Source organism: Actinomycetospora termitidis, from assembly GCF_030286555.1.
Taxonomy (GTDB): domain Bacteria; phylum Actinomycetota; class Actinomycetes; order Mycobacteriales; family Pseudonocardiaceae; genus Actinomycetospora; species Actinomycetospora termitidis.
Genome location: NZ_JASVWF010000004.1, coordinates 121,766 through 136,980, shown reverse-complemented (window position 1 = coordinate 136,980; position 15,215 = coordinate 121,766). Strand labels below are relative to the sequence as shown.

The window sequence follows — 15,215 nt, the reverse complement described above, 5'->3', positions numbered from 1 at the left end:
GGGGGTGACCGCGACGGCCCCGCAGGCCCTCCCCGGGGCCGACGGGGCCTCGGCGGCGCGGGCCGCCCGCGAGGCGCCCGCCACCCCCGACGAGCGGCGCCGGCTGCGCTTCTGCCGTCGGTTCGGGTTCACCGGGGCGCTGCTCATGGCGGTCGGGGCGCTGGGCTGCGGTGCGACGCCGGCCTCGGCGTACAACCCCCTGCTCGGCATGCGGGTGCTCGGGCTGCCGGGCCGGCTGCCCACCGTCTCCCTCGCGATGGCGTACGTGGGCATGGGCATGCTCGTCCTCGCCTGGCTCTGGCTGGGGCGCCTCGCGTGGCCCGGGCGGGTGCGGCTCACGGTGCGCCAGCTCTCGCGCATCCTCGTCATGTGGTGCGCGCCGCTGGCCGTCGCGCCGCCGCTGTTCTCCACCGACGTCTACGGCTACCTCTCGCAGGCCGAGGTGGTCTCGCGCGGCTTCGACCCGTACGTCTTCGGCGCGGCCCAGGCCCTGGGTCTCGACGATCCCCTGGTCGCCTCGATCCCCACGATCTGGCGGACCACCCCGTCGCCCTACGGCCCGGGCTTCCTCACCTTCGGGCGGCTCGTCACCTCGATCGCGGGCGAGAACATCGTCCTCGGGGTCTACCTGCACCGGATCCTGGCGCTCGTCGGGCTGGGCCTGGTGATCTGGGCCGCGCCGCACCTCGCGCGCCGCGCCGGTGTGGAGCCGATCGCGGCCCTGTGGCTGGCCGTCAGCCCGCTGGTGCTGTTCCACCTGGTCTCGGGCATCCACAACGACGCGATCATGATGGGCGTCGTCCTGTTCGGCCTCGAGATCGGTTTCCGGTCCTCGTGGTTCGTCGGTGCGCTGCTGATCGGGCTGGGCGCTTCCGGGAAGATTCCCGCCGTGCTGGCCCTGGCCTTCCTGGCCGCGCACGTCGCCCGGGAACGGTGCCTGGCCGCGGGGAAGGACCCGCGCGGTCGGGACGGGCTGATCGCCTTGATCCGGTGGGGCGCGGCGGTCTCGGCGACCGGGCTCGCCGTGGTGGCCGCCGTTTCGGTCGGCTCCGGCCTCGGGTTCGGGTGGATCACCGCGCTCTCGGTGCCGAACCTGCTGCGGTCCTGGCTGTCGGTGACCACCGACCTCGGGGTGCTCGGGGGCCAGATCGGCATCGGGCTCGGGCTCGGGGACCACACCGACGCGGTGCTCTCGCTCACCCGCTCGGCCGGGCTGGGCGTCGCCGCCCTGGTCTGCGTGCTCCTCGTGCTCATGGTGCTGCGCGGGCGGCTGCACCCGGTGGCCGGAGTCGCCTACGGCTTCGGGACGGTGTTCCTCGCCGGGCCGGTGCTGCACCCGTGGTACCTGCTGTGGCTCATGGTCCCGCTGGCCTGCTCGGTCACGGCGCCGCGGGTGCGGGGCTGCGCGGTGGCGGTGACGGCCGCCGTGGCCCTGCTCGTGCCGCCCACCGGCAACGACTTCACCTTCCGCGCCTACCAGCTGCCGATGGCGATCACCGCCGCGCTGCTCGTCGCGATCGTCCCGCTGCTGGCCGCGCGCGGGAACACACCCCGCATCCCGCCGCGCAGCGCCGCCCCACGGGACGAGGCCGTCGGTCCCCGGCCCTAGGCTGGGCCACGTGGGTGCACAACCGGCCGTCGAGGTGCGCGACCTCGTCGTGCGCTACGGCGCGACGACGGCGGTCGACGGCCTCGACCTGGACCTGCGGCACGGTCGTGTCCTCGCGCTGCTCGGGCCCAACGGCGCCGGCAAGACCACCACCGTCGAGGTGTGCGAGGGGTTCCGGTCGCGGACGTCCGGCTCGGTCCGGGTGCTCGGCGCCGACCCGACCGGGGCGCCCGAGGCGCTGCGGGCCCGGATGGGCGTCATGCCCCAGGGCGGCGGCGCGTACCCGATGGTGCGCGTGCGCGAGATGCTCGACCTCGTGGCGGCCTGCTCGGCGCGGCCGCTCGACACCGGGTGGCTCGTGGAGACGCTCGGGCTGGCCTCGTGCGCGAAGTTGCCCTACAAGCGGCTCTCCGGCGGCCAGCAGCAGCGTCTGAGCCTCGCGTGCGCCGTCGTCGGGCGCCCGGAGCTGGTCTTCCTCGACGAACCCACGGCCAGCCTCGACCCGCAGGGCCGCCACCTGGTGTGGGACCTCGTTCGCGCGATGCGCGCCGACGGCGTCGCGGTGCTGCTCACCACCCACTTCATGCAGGAGGCCGAGGCCCTGGCCGACGACGTCGTGATCGTCGACCACGGCCGGGTCGTGGCGGCCGGTTCCCCCGACGAGCTGACGACGTCGGGTGCCGAGGACACGATGCGCTTCCGCGCGCCGCCGGGGATGGACCTGGCGCTGCTCGACGACGTGCTGCCCGAGGGGCACCTGTCGAAGGAGGGCCCGCCCGGGCACTACACCGTGTCGGGCCACATCGACCCGCAGGTGCTCGCCGCCGTCACCGCGTGGTGCGCCCGCCAGGGCGTCCTCGCCGACGACGTGCGGGTCGGGCGCCGCAGCCTCGAGGACGTCTTCCTCGAGCTCACCGGACGGGACCTGCGATCGTGAGCGCCACGTTCGACTCCGGCACCTTCTCCCCCGACCCCGGCGTCGGGTCACGGCTGCGGATGCTCGCGGTGCACACCCGCACCGAGACGCTGCTGGCCCTGCGGCACTCCGAGCAGCTCCTGCTGACGCTGGTGATCCCGCTGGCGCTGCTGGTCGGGTTGACCCTGCTCGAGGGCCTCGTGGAGCTCCCCGAGCCGCGGGTGAACGCCGCCCTGGGCACCGTGCTCGCCCTGGCCATGATGTCCACCGGCTTCACCTCCCAGGCGATCGCGCTGGGCTTCGACCGCCGCTACGGGCTGATGCGGCGCCTGGCCGCGACGGCGATCCCGCGCTGGCTGGTGGTGACCGGCAGGCTCGGCGGGATGGCGGCCGTCGTCGTCATCCAGGTCGTGGTCCTCTCCGCGGTCGCCCTCGCCCTCGGATGGCGTCCCGACGGCGGGTCGATCGGCTGGGCGCTGCTGCTGGTGCTGCTCGGCGCGGGCGCCTTCGGGGCGTGCGGGCTGCTCCTCGGCGGGTCGGTGCGGGCGGACCTCGTGCTGGTGATCGCCAACGTCGTGTGGTTCGTCCTGCTCTTCGTCGGCGGCATCGTGGTGCCGGCCGACCAGCTCCCCGGGGCGCTGGGCATCGTCGTGGAGTACCTGCCGAGCGGGGCGCTCGCCGAAGGCCTGCGGTCGGTGCTGCTGGGCGGGACGCCCGGCCTCGGGCACGTCGTGGTGCTGCTCGTCTGGGGTGCGGTGGCGGGCCTGGTGGCCGCGCGGACGCTGAAGTGGGACTGACTACGGCCTGTCGTAGGCTGGAAGCGTGAGGACTCCCCCGGCCCTGATGCGCGGGCTCGCGGTCGCGGCGGTCGTCGGTCAGGGCGGCATCGCCGTCACCGGCGCGGCCGTGCGCGTGACCGGGTCGGGCCTCGGCTGCCCGACCTGGCCGCAGTGCTTCCCCGGCAGCATGGTCCCGGTGGCGCACGCCGAGGTCGCGGTGCTGCACCAGTGGATCGAGTTCGGCAACCGACTGCTCGGCGTCGCGCTCGTGCTGATCACCGGTGCGTGCGTGATCGCGGCCCTCTTCGTCCGTCCGCGGCGCCGGCGGCTGCTCTGGCTGGCGTGCACGATGCCCCTCGGCGTCGTCGCCCAGGCGGTGATCGGCGGCATCACGGTGCTGACGGGCCTGGCCTGGTACACGGTCGCCCCGCACTTCATCGTCTCGGTGCCGCTCGTGTGGCTGGCGGTGCTCCTCGCCCGGGACGCGTGGGCGTTGCCGGACTCCGGCGAGCGGCGTGAGGTCGTCGTGCCGCGGGCGGTGCGCGGGCTGCTCGGGGTCAGTGCGGCGGTGCTGTCCGCGCTGGTCGTCGTCGGCACGCTGGTGACCGCCGCCGGACCGCACGCCGGCGACCCCGCGACCCCGCGGTTGACCGCGTTCTCCGTCGCCGACCTCGCGATGGCGCACGCCCACCTGCTGTTCGCCTTCCTGGGGCTGCTCGTGGGCCTGGGCTTCCTGCTGCACGCCGTCGCCGCGCCGCGGACGGTCCTCGTGCGGTTCCGGGTGCTCGTGGCCGTGACGCTCGCCCAGGGCCTGCTCGGCGGGATCCAGTACGCGATCGGCGTGCCCGAGGTGCTGGTCGCGCTGCACGTCCTCGGGTCCATGCTGGTCGTCGCCGCGACCGCGTGGCTCTGGGCCGGGACGACGAGCCCCGCCGTGCCCGACCCGTCGTCGGGAACGGGGACCTCGCGCGCGATGGCGGCCGCGCAGTCCTGATCGTCCCCGCGCCGAGTGCGACACCACGCAGGTCGTGGGCGCCTCCGAGCTGGCCCATGTAGCACTCGCGGTCGGCGCTCCTCGGGAGGCCGAGGCCATGTGCGCCGAGTGTTGCATCACGCAGGGCCCGGGCACCCCCGACCTGCCTGCTGCAGCACTCGGTTCAGAGCACGTGGCCGCGCTGCACCAGGGTCGAGAGCAGCCGCCGGACGAAGCGGGCCGGGTTCAGGAGGTCGTCCCCAGTCCACGGGACCATCACCCAGCCGCACGCGGCAAGATCGGCCGTCCGGGCCTGGTCCCGGCGCCACTGCCTCCGGTCCATGCGGTGCTGGTCGCCCTGGTACTCGGCCGCCACCCGGAACTCGTCCCAGCCGAAGTCGACCCGGGCGACGAACGCGCCGTACTCGTTGTCCACCTCGAGTTGGGGCGTGGGTGTCGGGACGTGGTGCTCGACCATGGTGAGTCGCATGATCGTCTCGGGCCGTGACTCCGCCCGCGGGTCCGACGCCTCGACCGCAGCAACGATCCGTCGACACCCACGGGCTCCGGGTGGCCGGTCGAGGAGGACGGCCGGGTCGAACTCGCCGACGCGGGCGAGCGCATCCAGGGCGACGACGCCCTCGGTGAACCCCAGCCGCCGGACCAGGTCCCACGCCGTGCGCTCCGGTCTGGTCACCAGGAACCCGTCCTTCTCCACCACGTCGTCGGGCCCGAGCACCTCTCGCCGGACGATGAGGCCTGGCCGGGCGCGGACCGCTCGCTTCCCGACAACGAGGTCGACCGGCACCCCGATCGGTGCGCAGTCCGCCCCGTGCACCTCCGCGGCGGCGTAGCCACCGACGACCGGTGGAGCGCCGCGGACGTAGAGCACGGCCTCCCGGGCCCGCCCGATCAGGTCCTCCGGGGCTGCCACACACTCGGTGAACGCGTGGACGTTCGGGTAGAGCTTCGTCGTCCGCGGACCGGCGAGCCGACCCCGCGTGATGTCTCCTGCTGCCAGGGCCTCGCTCCCCCGGAACGGCCCGCTGATGTTCTCCACATCGACTTGGAGCCCTGCGGCATCGAATCGGTTCCACACGCGCTGCGAGTGCTACGTGGGGCAGGTTCCGAGGCGGGTGGACCTGCGTGGTGTAGCCCTCGCGCGGGGGGCGGGTCGCCCTCGTGAGGCGTGTGCCCGTCGAGTGCGACGTGGGGCAGGTCCGGCGGCGCCGGGACCTGCGTGGTGTAGCACTCGCGGAGGAGAGGCTCGCAGGAGAAGCGCCGAGCGACCCGTCGTCGGGAAGGGCTAGAAGGGCCAGCCGAAGGCGGGCCAGCCGAAGGCCGAGTCCACCGCCACCGCCACGAACAGGCCCGTGAGGTAGGTGTTCGAGAGGTGGAAGAGGCGCATCGAGTTGACGACCTCGTCCCGGTGCACGGCGCGGTCGAGGCGGTGCGCGGCGATCAGGAACCACACCCCGCCGACGACGGCCGTCGCGAGGTAGATCCACGAGGTCGCCGGCACCAGGAGCACCGACCAGGCCACCATCGCCCACGAGTAGAGGACGATCTGGCGCGAGACGCGCTGCGGGGCGGCGACGACGGGGAGCATCGGGACGCCCGCGGCGGCGTACTCGTCGCGGTAGCGCATCGCGAGGGCCCAGAAGTGCGGCGGGGTCCAGAAGAAGATGATCCCGAACAGCACCAGGGACGGCCAGCCCACGCCACCGGTCACGGCGGCCCAGCCGATCACCACGGGCATGCAGCCCGCGGCGCCGCCCCAGACGATGTTCTGCGAGGTCCGGCGCTTGAGCACGAGCGTGTAGACCACGATGTAGAACGCGATCGCCGCCACCGACAGCGCGGCCGCGACCCAGTTGGCCGTGAGGCCGAGCCACACCGCGGACGCGGCGCCGAGGACGAGGCCGAAGACCAGGGCGTGCGAGCGCGGCACGGCGTCGCGGGCGAGCGGCCGCTTGCGGGTGCGCGCCATCTTCGCGTCGATGTCGGCGTCGATCACGCAGTTCAGCGCGTGGGCGCTCGCCGCCGCGGCCGCCCCGCCGAGGAGCACCGCGAGCACCAACCATAGCGACGGCACCGCGCGCTCGGCGAGCATCATCGCCGGCACCGTGACCACCAGCAGCTGCTCGATGATCCGGGCCTTCGTCAGCGCGAGGTACGCGCGGACGGTGGCGACGGAGCGGGTCCAGTACCCGCCGAGCCTGGTCCGTGCCCCCGTCGGCGCCGGACCGACCGCCGTGCTCACCCGATCACCCGGTCCCTTCAGGCGTTCGCCGACGGCCCGCCGGGCCGCCTCCTACACGCTGTCGTCGGTGCAGTCTGCACCCCGGACGTCCCTCTCGCTCGCCCGCCCCCCGGGCAGGGGGTGGTGGTGCGGGGTACGTCACCCGCGAGGGCGCGGGTGCCGAGCAGCAGGCCTTGATCGTAGAGGGCCCGCGGGAGACTCGCGGATCAGCCCTGACGTGCGTGTCCGCGCGCGCGTGAGCGGGTATTGCGCCCAGTGGATTCCGACGGTGCACCTGAGTGTCACCCCGGCGTGACAGCATGGGCCCGAAGGACACTCGGGATCGATCCAGTCCCGGACCGACCCGGCCGGCGCCGGGTCGACCGGTGGCGGGGTCGAGGGAACCGGACAGACGGGACGTGCGCACGCGCGGGCGGCCCGAGGACGCGAGACACAGGGAGACCAGGTTCGTGACCACGACCGACGCGAGCACCCGACCCGCGAGTGAGACGCCCGAGGAGATCGCCGCCCTCACGACCCCGCACCGGCCCGACGACTGGTCCGACCTCGACCAGCGCACCGTGGACACGATCCGCGTGCTCGCCGCCGACGCCGTGCAGAAGGTCGGGAACGGCCACCCGGGCACCGCGATGTCGCTCGCCCCGCTCGCGTACACCCTCTTCCAGCACACGATGACGCACGACCCGAACGACGCCGACTGGCCCGGGCGCGACCGCTTCGTGCTCTCCGCCGGGCACTCCAGCCTGACGCTCTACATCCAGCTCTTCCTCGCCGGCTACGGGCTGGAGATGTCCGACCTCGAGGCGCTGCGCACGTGGGGCTCGCTCACCCCCGGGCACCCGGAGTTCCAGCACACCACCGGCGTCGAGATCACTACGGGCCCGCTGGGTCAGGGGCTCGCCTCCAGCGTCGGCATGGCCATGGCGGCCCGCCGCGAGCGCGGCCTGTTCGACCCGGACGCCGCGCCCGGCGAGAGCCCGTTCGACCACTTCATCTACGTCATCGCCTCGGACGGCGACATCGAGGAGGGCGTGACGGCGGAGGCGAGCTCGATCGCCGGCCGCCAGCAGCTCGGCAACGTCGTCGTCTTCTACGACGACAACCACATCTCCATCGAGGACGACACGACCGTGGCGCTCTCCGAGGACGTGGTCGGCCGCTACGAGGCCTACGGCTGGCACACGCAGGTCGTGCGCGGCGGCGAGAACGTCGTCGGCATCCGCGAGGCCATCGAGAACGCCAAGGCCGTGACCGACCGGCCCAGCTTCATCGCGCTGCGCACCGTGATCGGCTACCCCGCGCCGGAGAAGATGAACACCGGCGCGGCGCACGGTGCCGCCCTCGGTGACGACGAGGTCGCCTCGATCAAGAACATCCTCGGGTTCGACCCCGAGAAGTCGTTCCAGATCGAGGACGACGTCCTGGAGCACGCGCGCAAGGTCAAGGACCGCGGCCGGGAGGCGCACGAGGCCTGGGTCAAGCGCTTCGACGACTGGGCGAACGCCAACCCCGAGCGGCGTGAGCTGTTCGACCGGATGGCCAAGCGCGAGCTGCCCGCCGGGTGGGCGGACTCCCTGCCGACCTGGACCACCGACGACAAGCCGCTGGCCACCCGCAAGGCGCTGCAGAAGATCCTGGGCGCGGTCGGCCCCGTGCTCCCCGAGCTGTGGGGCGGCTCGGCCGATCTCGCCGAGTCGAACAACACGACGATCCCCGACTCGCCGTCGTTCGGGCCGTCGACGGTGGAGACGAACATGTGGGGGCAGATGAGCCCCTACGGCCGCGTCCTGCACTTCGGTGTCCGCGAGCACGCGATGGGCTCGATCCTCAACGGCATCGCGCTGCACGGCGGCACCCGGGTGTTCGGCGGGACCTTCCTCATCTTCTCCGACTACATGCGGCCCCCGGTCCGCCTGGCGGCGCTGATGAACCTGCCGACGACCTACGTCTGGACCCACGACTCGATAGGTCTCGGCGAGGACGGCCCGACCCACCAGCCGATCGAGCAGCTGGCGAGCCTCCGGGCGATCCCCCGGATGTCGGTCGTGCGCCCGGGCGACCCGAACGAGACCGCGTACGCGTTCAAGGCGGTGCTCGACAACCCGCACGGCCCGGCCGGCCTGGCGCTCACGCGCCAGAACCTGCCCGTGCTCGAGGGCACCTCGGCCGAGGGCGTGGCGCGCGGTGGCTACGTGCTCCAGGACGCCTCCGGCGACCCGCAGGTCATCCTGATCGCCACCGGCTCCGAGGTGCAGCTCGCCGTCGAGGCCCGGACGACCCTCGAGGCCGACGGCGTTCCGACCCGCGTGGTCTCGATGCCGTGCCTGGACTGGTTCGAGAACCAGGACGCGGACTACCAGGAGAGCGTCATCCCCGCCGGCGTGGACGCCCGGGTGTCCGTCGAGGCGGGCGTCGCCCAGCCCTGGTACCGCCTGCTCGGCCGCCTCGGGGAGCCGGTCTCGATCGAGCACTTCGGCGCGAGCGCGGACTACCAGACCCTGTTCGAGAAGTTCGGTTTCACCGCCGAGGCCGTCGTCGACGCCGCGCGTCGCTCGCTGGCGCGCGTCTCGCAGTGAACCCCTCCAGCGACTCCGAGTGAGGACATCATGAGCACTCCCCTGGCCGACCTCTCGGCCGCCGGCGTCTCCATCTGGCTCGACGACCTGTCCCGGCAGCGCATCGAGTCCGGGAACCTGCGCGAGCTGATCGAGCAGAAGCACGTCGTCGGCGTCACCTCCAACCCGACGATCTTCGCGAGCGCGCTGTCCGACGCGGACCACTACGCCGAGCAGCTCGACGACCTGGCCCGCCGCGGCGCCTCGGTCGACGACGCGGTCCGCGAGATCACCACCGACGACGTCCGCCGTGCGTGCGACGTCTTCCGCGGGGTGTTCTCCGAGACCGACGCCGTCGACGGCCGCGTCTCCCTCGAGGTCGACCCGCGCAGCGCGCACGACACCGAGAAGACCGTCGGCGAGGCCCTCGACCTCTGGAAGACCGTCGACCGGCCGAACCTGATGATCAAGATCCCGGCCACGCCGGAGGGCCTGCCGGCGATCACCCGCGTGCTCGCCGAGGGCGTCAGCGTCAACGTCACGCTGATCTTCTCCGTGGACCGCTACCGCGCGGTGATGGACGCCTACCTCGCGGGCATGGAGCAGGCGCGCGCCAACGGCCACGACCTGTCGGTCATGGCCTCGGTCGCCTCGTTCTTCGTCTCGCGCGTGGACAGCGAGGTCGACAAGCGCCTGGACGCGATCGGGACGGACGCCGCCCTCGCGCTGCGGGGCACGGCCGCCGTCGCGAACGCCCGCCTGGCCTACCAGGCGTGGCTGGAGGCCTTCTCCACCGAGCGCTGGGCGACCCTGAAGGGTGCCGGCGCAAAGGCCCAGCGCCCGCTCTGGGCCTCGACCGGGGTGAAGAACAAGGCGTACCCGGACACGCTCTACGTCACCGAGCTGGCCGCCCCGGACACCGTGAACACGATGCCGGAGGCGACGCTGGACGCGTTCGCCGACCACGGCGACCTGCACGGCGACGCCGTCACCGGCACCGCCGACGCCGCGGGTGAGGTGTTCGCCGCCCTCGCGGGCGTGGGCATCGACGTCGACGACGTCTACCAGGTGCTCGAGGACGAGGGCGTCGACAAGTTCGAGAAGTCGTGGCAGGAGCTCCTCGAGACGGTGTCCGAGCAGCTGACGCGCCGCAGCCCGGAGCAGTCGTGAGTGCGCCGCTCGAGGCGCCGCTGAGCGTCTCCCTCGTCGACCCGCAGCTCGCCGACGCCGCCGCGGCCGGGGTCGAGAAGCTCGTCGGGGACCAGGTGGCGTCCAAGCTGGCCCGCCAGGACGACTCTCTGTGGGGCCCGGACGCGCAGAGCGAGGCCTCCAAGCGGCTGTCCTGGGTGACGCTGCACGAGACCTCGAAGCCCCTGGTGGAGCGCCTGACGACGCTCCGCGGCGACCTGCACGCCGAGGGCGTCGACCGGGTCGTGCTCGCCGGCATGGGCGGCTCGTCCCTGGCCCCCGAGGTCATCTGCCACACGCGGTCGGGCTCGGCCGTGGGCGGCACGTACCCGATCACGGTGCTCGACACCACCGACCCCGGCCAGGTCTCCGACGCCCTCGCCGGCGACCTCTCGCGCACCGTGCTCGTCGTCAGCTCCAAGTCCGGCGGCACCGTCGAGACCGACAGCCAGCGCCGGGTGTTCACCGAGGTCTTCGCAGCCAACGGGATCGACCCGGCGAGCCGGATCGTCGTCGTGACCGACCCGGGCACGAAGCTCGCCGACCTCGCGGGTCAGCAGGGCTACCGGGCCACGATCGAGGCGGACCCGAACGTCGGCGGCCGGTACTCCGCGCTGACCGCGTTCGGTCTCGTGCCGTCGGCCCTGGCCGGGGTCGACGTCGAGGGGCTCCTGGACGAGGCGGCCGCCGCGGCTCCCGAGCTGCAGCGCGACTCGGCCGACAACCCGGCGATCCTGCTCGGCGCGGCCCTCGCGGCCGCCCACGCCGCGGGCGCGGAGAAGGTCGTCCTCGCCGACTCGGGTTCCGGTCTGATCGGCTTCGGCGACTGGGCCGAGCAGCTCATCGCGGAGTCCACCGGCAAGCAGGGCCTCGGCCTGCTCCCGGTGGTCGTCGAGTCCCCCGACGCCCCCGGCTTCACCGACCACGGGGCCGACGCCACCACGGTGGCGCTCGGACCCGCCGTCGGGAACGCGCAGATCTCGACCGAGGGGTCGCTCGGGGCGCAGTTCCTGCTCTGGGAGACCGCCGTCGCCCTCGCCGGGCGCCTGATCGGGATCAACCCGTTCGACCAGCCCGACGTGGAGTCGGCCAAGCAGGCCACGCGTGACCTGCTCGACGGGAGCGGCGCCGCCGGTACCGACGAGGCCCCGGTGCTGGTCGAGGGGGCGATCGAGGTCCGCGGCGAGTGGCTGCGCGACCCGAGGACCCTGGCCGAGGCGCTGCAGCAGCTCCTCGACCAGGCCCCGGACCGCGGGTACGTCGCGGTGCAGGCCTACCTCGACCGGCTCGACGACGCCTCGGCCGAGGTGCTGCGCCCGGAGATCGCGAAGAACACCGGGCTGCAGACGACCTTCGGCTGGGGCCCGCGGTTCCTGCACTCCACCGGGCAGTACCACAAGGGTGGGCACCAGAACGGGGTGTTCCTGCAGATCACCGGCTCCGTCGCGGACGACCTGGCGATCCCGGACCAGCCCTTCACCTTCGGCGAGCTCCAGCACGCCCAGGCCGCCGGGGACGCGCAGGTCATCGCCCAGCACGGCCGGCCGGTGCTCCGGCTGCACCTCGCGGATCGCGCCGCCGGTCTGGTGGCCCTGACGAACGCACTGGGAGAGGTGAGACGGTGACCGCTCCCGCCGACTGGCGGAACCCGCTGCGCGACGAGCGGGACAAGCGTCTGCCGAGGATCGCCGGCCCGAGCGGCCTCGTGCTGTTCGGGATCACCGGCGACCTCGCGCGCAAGAAGCTCATGCCGGCGATCTACGACCTCGCGAACCGGGGTCTGCTGCCGCCCGGTTTCGCGCTGGTGGGGTTCGCCCGGCGGGACTGGTCCCACGAGGACTTCGCCGAGATCGTGCACGACTCGGTGCGGGAGCACTCCCGCACGCCGTTCCGCTCCGAGGTGTGGGACCGGCTCGCCGAGGGTCTGCGGTTCGTGCAGGGGACCTTCGACGACGACGCCGCGTTCGACCGGCTCGCCGACACCGTCGCCGAGCTGGACACCGAGCGCGGGACCGACGGCAACCACGCCTTCTACCTGTCGATCCCGCCGGACGCCTTCCCCACGGTCTGCAAGCAGCTCTCGCGGGCGGGCCTCGCGGAGTCGGCGGAGGACGCGTGGCGCCGCGTCGTCATCGAGAAGCCGTTCGGCCACGACCTGCACTCGGCGCGTGAGCTGAACGCGATCGTCAACGACGTCTTCCCCGAGGACTCGGTGTTCCGCATCGACCACTACCTCGGCAAGGAGACGGTGCAGAACCTGTTGGCGCTGCGCTTCGCCAACGAGCTCTTCGAGCCCATCTGGAACGCCCACCACGTCGACCACGTGCAGATCACGATGGCCGAGGACATCGGGGTGGGCGGCCGTGCGGGCTACTACGACGGGATCGGCGCCGCCCGCGACGTCATCCAGAACCACCTGCTGCAGCTCCTCGCCCTCACCGCGATGGAGGAGCCGCTGTCGTTCGCGCCGAACGACCTGCGCGAGGAGAAGATCAAGGTCCTCTCCGCGACGAAGCTCGCCGAGCCCCTCGACGAGACCACCGCCCGCGGCCAGTACGCGGCCGGCTGGCAGGGCTCGGCCGAGGTGCGCGGGCTGCAGCAGGAGGACGGGTTCCCGCCCGACTCGGTCACCGAGACCTACGCGGCGATCACCTGCGAGGTGAACACCCGCCGTTGGGCCGGGGTGCCGTTCTACCTGCGGACGGGCAAGCGGCTGGGACGTCGGGTCACCGAGATCGCGGTGGTCTTCAAGCGCGCCCCGCACCTGCCCTTCGACCAGACGATGACCGAGGAGCTCGGGCAGAACGCGCTGGTCGTGCGGGTGCAGCCGGACGAGGGCGTCACCCTGCGGTTCGGGTCGAAGGTGCCCGGGTCGGGGATGGAGGTCCGCGACGTCACGATGGACTTCGGGTACGGCACCGCGTTCACCGAGGCCTCCCCGGAGGCCTACGAGCGCCTGCTCCTCGACGTCCTGCTCGGCGAGCCGTCGCTGTTCCCGACCAACACCGAGGTCGAGCTCTCCTGGAGGATCCTCGACCCGGTGATCGACAAGTGGCACCGGGAAGGTTCCCCCGGCGCGTACCCGGCCGGCACGTGGGGGCCGCGCTCGGCCGACGAGCTGCTCTCGCGCACCGGCCGCGTCTGGAGGAGACCATGATCGTCGACCTGCCGTCGACCGACACGTCGGCGGTCAACCGCAAGATGGTCGAGCTGCGCGAGTCGGCGGGCGCGGTGGCCCTCGGGCGCGTGCTCACGCTCGTGATCTCGACCGAGGACGGGCCGGAGGCCGAGCAGGCGATCCAGGCCGCCAACGACGCCTCGCGCGAGCACCCGTGCCGTGTGCTGGTGCTCGCGAAGGGGATCCGCCGGGCCGCCACGCGGCTGGACGCCCAGATCCGCATCGGCGGGGACGCCGGCGCCAGCGAGGTCATCGTCCTGCGGATGTACGGCCCGCTGGCCGACCACGGCGGCTCGATCATCGTGCCGCTGCTGCTGCCCGACGCGCCCATCGTCACGTGGTGGCCGGGCGAACCGCCGCTGTGCCCGGCCGAGGACCCGGTCGGCGCGGTCGCCGGCCGGCGGATCACGGACGTCTCGACGACGAAGTCGCCGTCGAAGACGCTCACGAAGCTCGCGGCCAACTACCGCGCGGGCGACACCGACCTCGCCTGGAGCCGGATCACCAGCTGGCGGGCGCTGCTCACGTCGGCGCTCGACCCGCCGCCGTACGACCGGGTCACCCGGGCCGAGGTCGACGGCGAGGCCGAGTCGGCCTCCGCGGACCTCCTCGCGGGTTGGTTGTCCTCGCGGCTCGGCGTGCCGGTGACGCGGTCGGTGGTGGACGTCAACGGTGGCCACGTGGGCGCGGTCCGGCTCGAGCGGGCCTCCGGGACGATCGAACTGCGGCGGCAGGACTCCAAGACCGCCAAGCTGACCCAGCCCGGCCAGCCCGACCGCCGCGTCGCGCTCGCCCGCCGGACGACCCGGGAGTGCCTGGCCGAGGAGCTCCGTCGCCTCGACCCCGACGAGATCTTCCACGAGGCGCTCGACGCGGTCCCGCGCTCCGGCGGGCGGCGGTCGTCGTCGAAGGCCAGGGTGAAGGCATGAGCGGGCGTGAGGTCGTCACCCTTCCCGACGACGGGTCGGTCGCGTCGGACGGGGCCGCGCGACTCCTCGCGGCGCTGGCGAAGGCCCAGGCCGAGCGGGGCGTGGCCTCGGTCGTCCTCACCGGCGGCGGTATCGGTATCGCGATGCTGGAGGCCGTGGCGTCGTCGCCGGACCTGGGCTCCGTCGACTGGTCCCGGGTGGAGGTGTTCTGGGGCGACGAGCGGTTCGTCCCCGCGGGGTCGGAGGACCGCAACGACGCCCAGGCCCGCGACGCCCTGCTCGACCGGCTCGACCTCGACCCGGCCCGGGTGCACCCCGTCCCGTCGTCGACCCCCGGGCCGTCCGCGCTCGAGTCGGAGGACTCCGCCGACCCCGACGCCGGGGCGCAGGCCTACGCCCAGGTCCTGGCCGACGCCGCGGCGCGGCTGGGCGAGGGGGTCCCGGGACTCCCCGCCTTCGACGTGCTGCTCGCCGGCTGCGGGCCGGAGGGGCACACGCTCTCCGTGTTCCCCGACTCCCCCGCCGTCCACGCGACCGCGCCGGGCGTCGTCGCGGTGCGGGACTGCCCCAAGCCCCCGCCGACCCGCATCTCGCTGACCCTCGCCGCCGCCCGCTCGGCGCGCGAGGTGTGGCTGGTGGCCACCGGGTCGTCCAAGGCCGAGGTGCTCGGTCGGGCTGCCCACGGGGCGAGCGAGGTCGAGGTGCCGCTCGCGGGGCTGGCCGGCACGGAGCGCACGTTGTGGTTGCTCGACGAGGCGGCCTCGGCGGATCTGTAGCCGCCGGAACGAGCGAACGGCACTCTCGCGCGCCTAGACGCTGCGAGAG

The 15,215-nt window shown here is 73.4% G+C and carries 12 protein-coding genes; 10 read left to right on the top strand and 2 right to left on the bottom strand.

What is annotated here, in order from left to right:
• Nucleotides 1-4: 4 nt before the first annotated feature.
• Genes mptB through QRT03_RS18835 form a run of 4 tightly spaced genes read left to right on the top strand, consistent with a single transcriptional unit; the run spans nt 5 to nt 4,298 of the window.
• Entirely contained in the window at nt 5-1,609 is a 1,605-nt protein-coding gene (gene mptB, locus QRT03_RS18850) for a polyprenol phosphomannose-dependent alpha 1,6 mannosyltransferase MptB (RefSeq protein WP_286054531.1), read from the top strand.
• Between the two features lie 10 nt (nt 1,610-1,619).
• The gene (locus QRT03_RS18845; RefSeq protein ID WP_286054530.1) at nt 1,620-2,546 is read left to right on the top strand and encodes an ABC transporter ATP-binding protein; all 927 of its coding nucleotides are present in this window, start codon (nt 1,620-1,622) and stop codon (nt 2,544-2,546) included.
• A 59-nt stretch (nt 2,547-2,605) separates the two neighbouring features.
• The gene (locus tag QRT03_RS18840; protein ID WP_425604874.1) at nt 2,606-3,322 is read left to right on the top strand and encodes an ABC transporter permease; all 717 of its coding nucleotides are present in this window, start codon (nt 2,606-2,608) and stop codon (nt 3,320-3,322) included.
• 46 nt (nt 3,323-3,368) lie between these two features.
• Nucleotides 3,369-4,298 (top strand): COX15/CtaA family protein, encoded by a 930-nt coding sequence (locus tag QRT03_RS18835; RefSeq protein WP_425604873.1) that lies wholly within the window; start codon nt 3,369-3,371, stop codon nt 4,296-4,298.
• 163 nt (nt 4,299-4,461) lie between these two features.
• On the opposite strand, the gene QRT03_RS18830 is transcribed toward QRT03_RS18835, so the two are convergent.
• Together QRT03_RS18830 and QRT03_RS18825 are read right to left on the bottom strand one after the other, a co-directional pair.
• Nucleotides 4,462-5,337: a hypothetical protein gene (locus tag QRT03_RS18830; protein WP_286054527.1), complete on the bottom strand. Its 876-nt coding sequence runs from the start codon at nt 5,335-5,337 to the stop codon at nt 4,462-4,464.
• A gap of 246 nt (nt 5,338-5,583) precedes the next feature.
• Nucleotides 5,584-6,540 carry a heme o synthase gene (locus tag QRT03_RS18825; protein ID WP_286054526.1) on the bottom strand — a complete coding sequence of 319 codons (957 nt, stop codon included), beginning with the start codon at nt 6,538-6,540 and terminating at the stop codon, nt 5,584-5,586.
• Nucleotides 6,541-7,040: 500 nt separating this feature from the next.
• On the opposite strand from QRT03_RS18825, the gene tkt reads away from it, so the two are divergent.
• The 6 genes from tkt to pgl are packed head-to-tail and all read left to right on the top strand — an operon-like array spanning nt 7,041 to nt 15,166.
• Entirely contained in the window at nt 7,041-9,116 is a 2,076-nt protein-coding gene (tkt, locus tag QRT03_RS18820) for a transketolase (protein ID WP_286054921.1), read from the top strand.
• A 30-nt stretch (nt 9,117-9,146) separates the two neighbouring features.
• A complete protein-coding gene (gene tal / locus QRT03_RS18815) occupies nt 9,147-10,265 on the top strand; it encodes a transaldolase (RefSeq protein WP_286054525.1) in 1,119 nt (372 codons plus the stop codon).
• The gene (locus QRT03_RS18810; protein ID WP_286054524.1) at nt 10,262-11,908 is read left to right on the top strand and encodes a glucose-6-phosphate isomerase; all 1,647 of its coding nucleotides are present in this window, start codon (nt 10,262-10,264) and stop codon (nt 11,906-11,908) included. Before tal ends, QRT03_RS18810 begins: the two co-directional genes overlap by 4 nt.
• Nucleotides 11,905-13,440, top strand: a complete 1,536-nt coding sequence (gene zwf / locus QRT03_RS18805) for a glucose-6-phosphate dehydrogenase (protein WP_286054523.1) — start codon at nt 11,905-11,907, stop codon at nt 13,438-13,440. Before QRT03_RS18810 ends, zwf begins: the two co-directional genes overlap by 4 nt.
• Nucleotides 13,437-14,390: a glucose-6-phosphate dehydrogenase assembly protein OpcA gene (opcA, locus tag QRT03_RS18800; RefSeq protein WP_286054522.1), complete on the top strand. Its 954-nt coding sequence runs from the start codon at nt 13,437-13,439 to the stop codon at nt 14,388-14,390. The genes zwf and opcA overlap by 4 nt, the downstream gene beginning before the upstream one ends.
• Nucleotides 14,387-15,166 carry a 6-phosphogluconolactonase gene (gene pgl, locus QRT03_RS18795; protein WP_286054521.1) on the top strand — a complete coding sequence of 260 codons (780 nt, stop codon included), beginning with the start codon at nt 14,387-14,389 and terminating at the stop codon, nt 15,164-15,166. The genes opcA and pgl overlap by 4 nt, the downstream gene beginning before the upstream one ends.
• Nucleotides 15,167-15,215 lie beyond the last annotated feature (49 nt).

Excerpts from the sequence above, each read along its gene's own strand:
- QRT03_RS18840 (WP_425604874.1), top strand. The coding sequence starts at position 2,606 with ATGCTCGCGGTGCACACCCGCACCGAGACGCTGCTGGCCCTGCGGCAC.
- QRT03_RS18835 (WP_425604873.1), top strand. The coding sequence starts at position 3,369 with ATGCGCGGGCTCGCGGTCGCGGCGGTCGTCGGTCAGGGCGGCATCGCC.
- tal (WP_286054525.1), top strand. The coding sequence starts at position 9,147 with ATGAGCACTCCCCTGGCCGACCTCTCGGCCGCCGGCGTCTCCATCTGG.
- opcA (WP_286054522.1), top strand. The coding sequence starts at position 13,437 with ATGATCGTCGACCTGCCGTCGACCGACACGTCGGCGGTCAACCGCAAG.
- pgl (WP_286054521.1), top strand. The coding sequence starts at position 14,387 with ATGAGCGGGCGTGAGGTCGTCACCCTTCCCGACGACGGGTCGGTCGCG.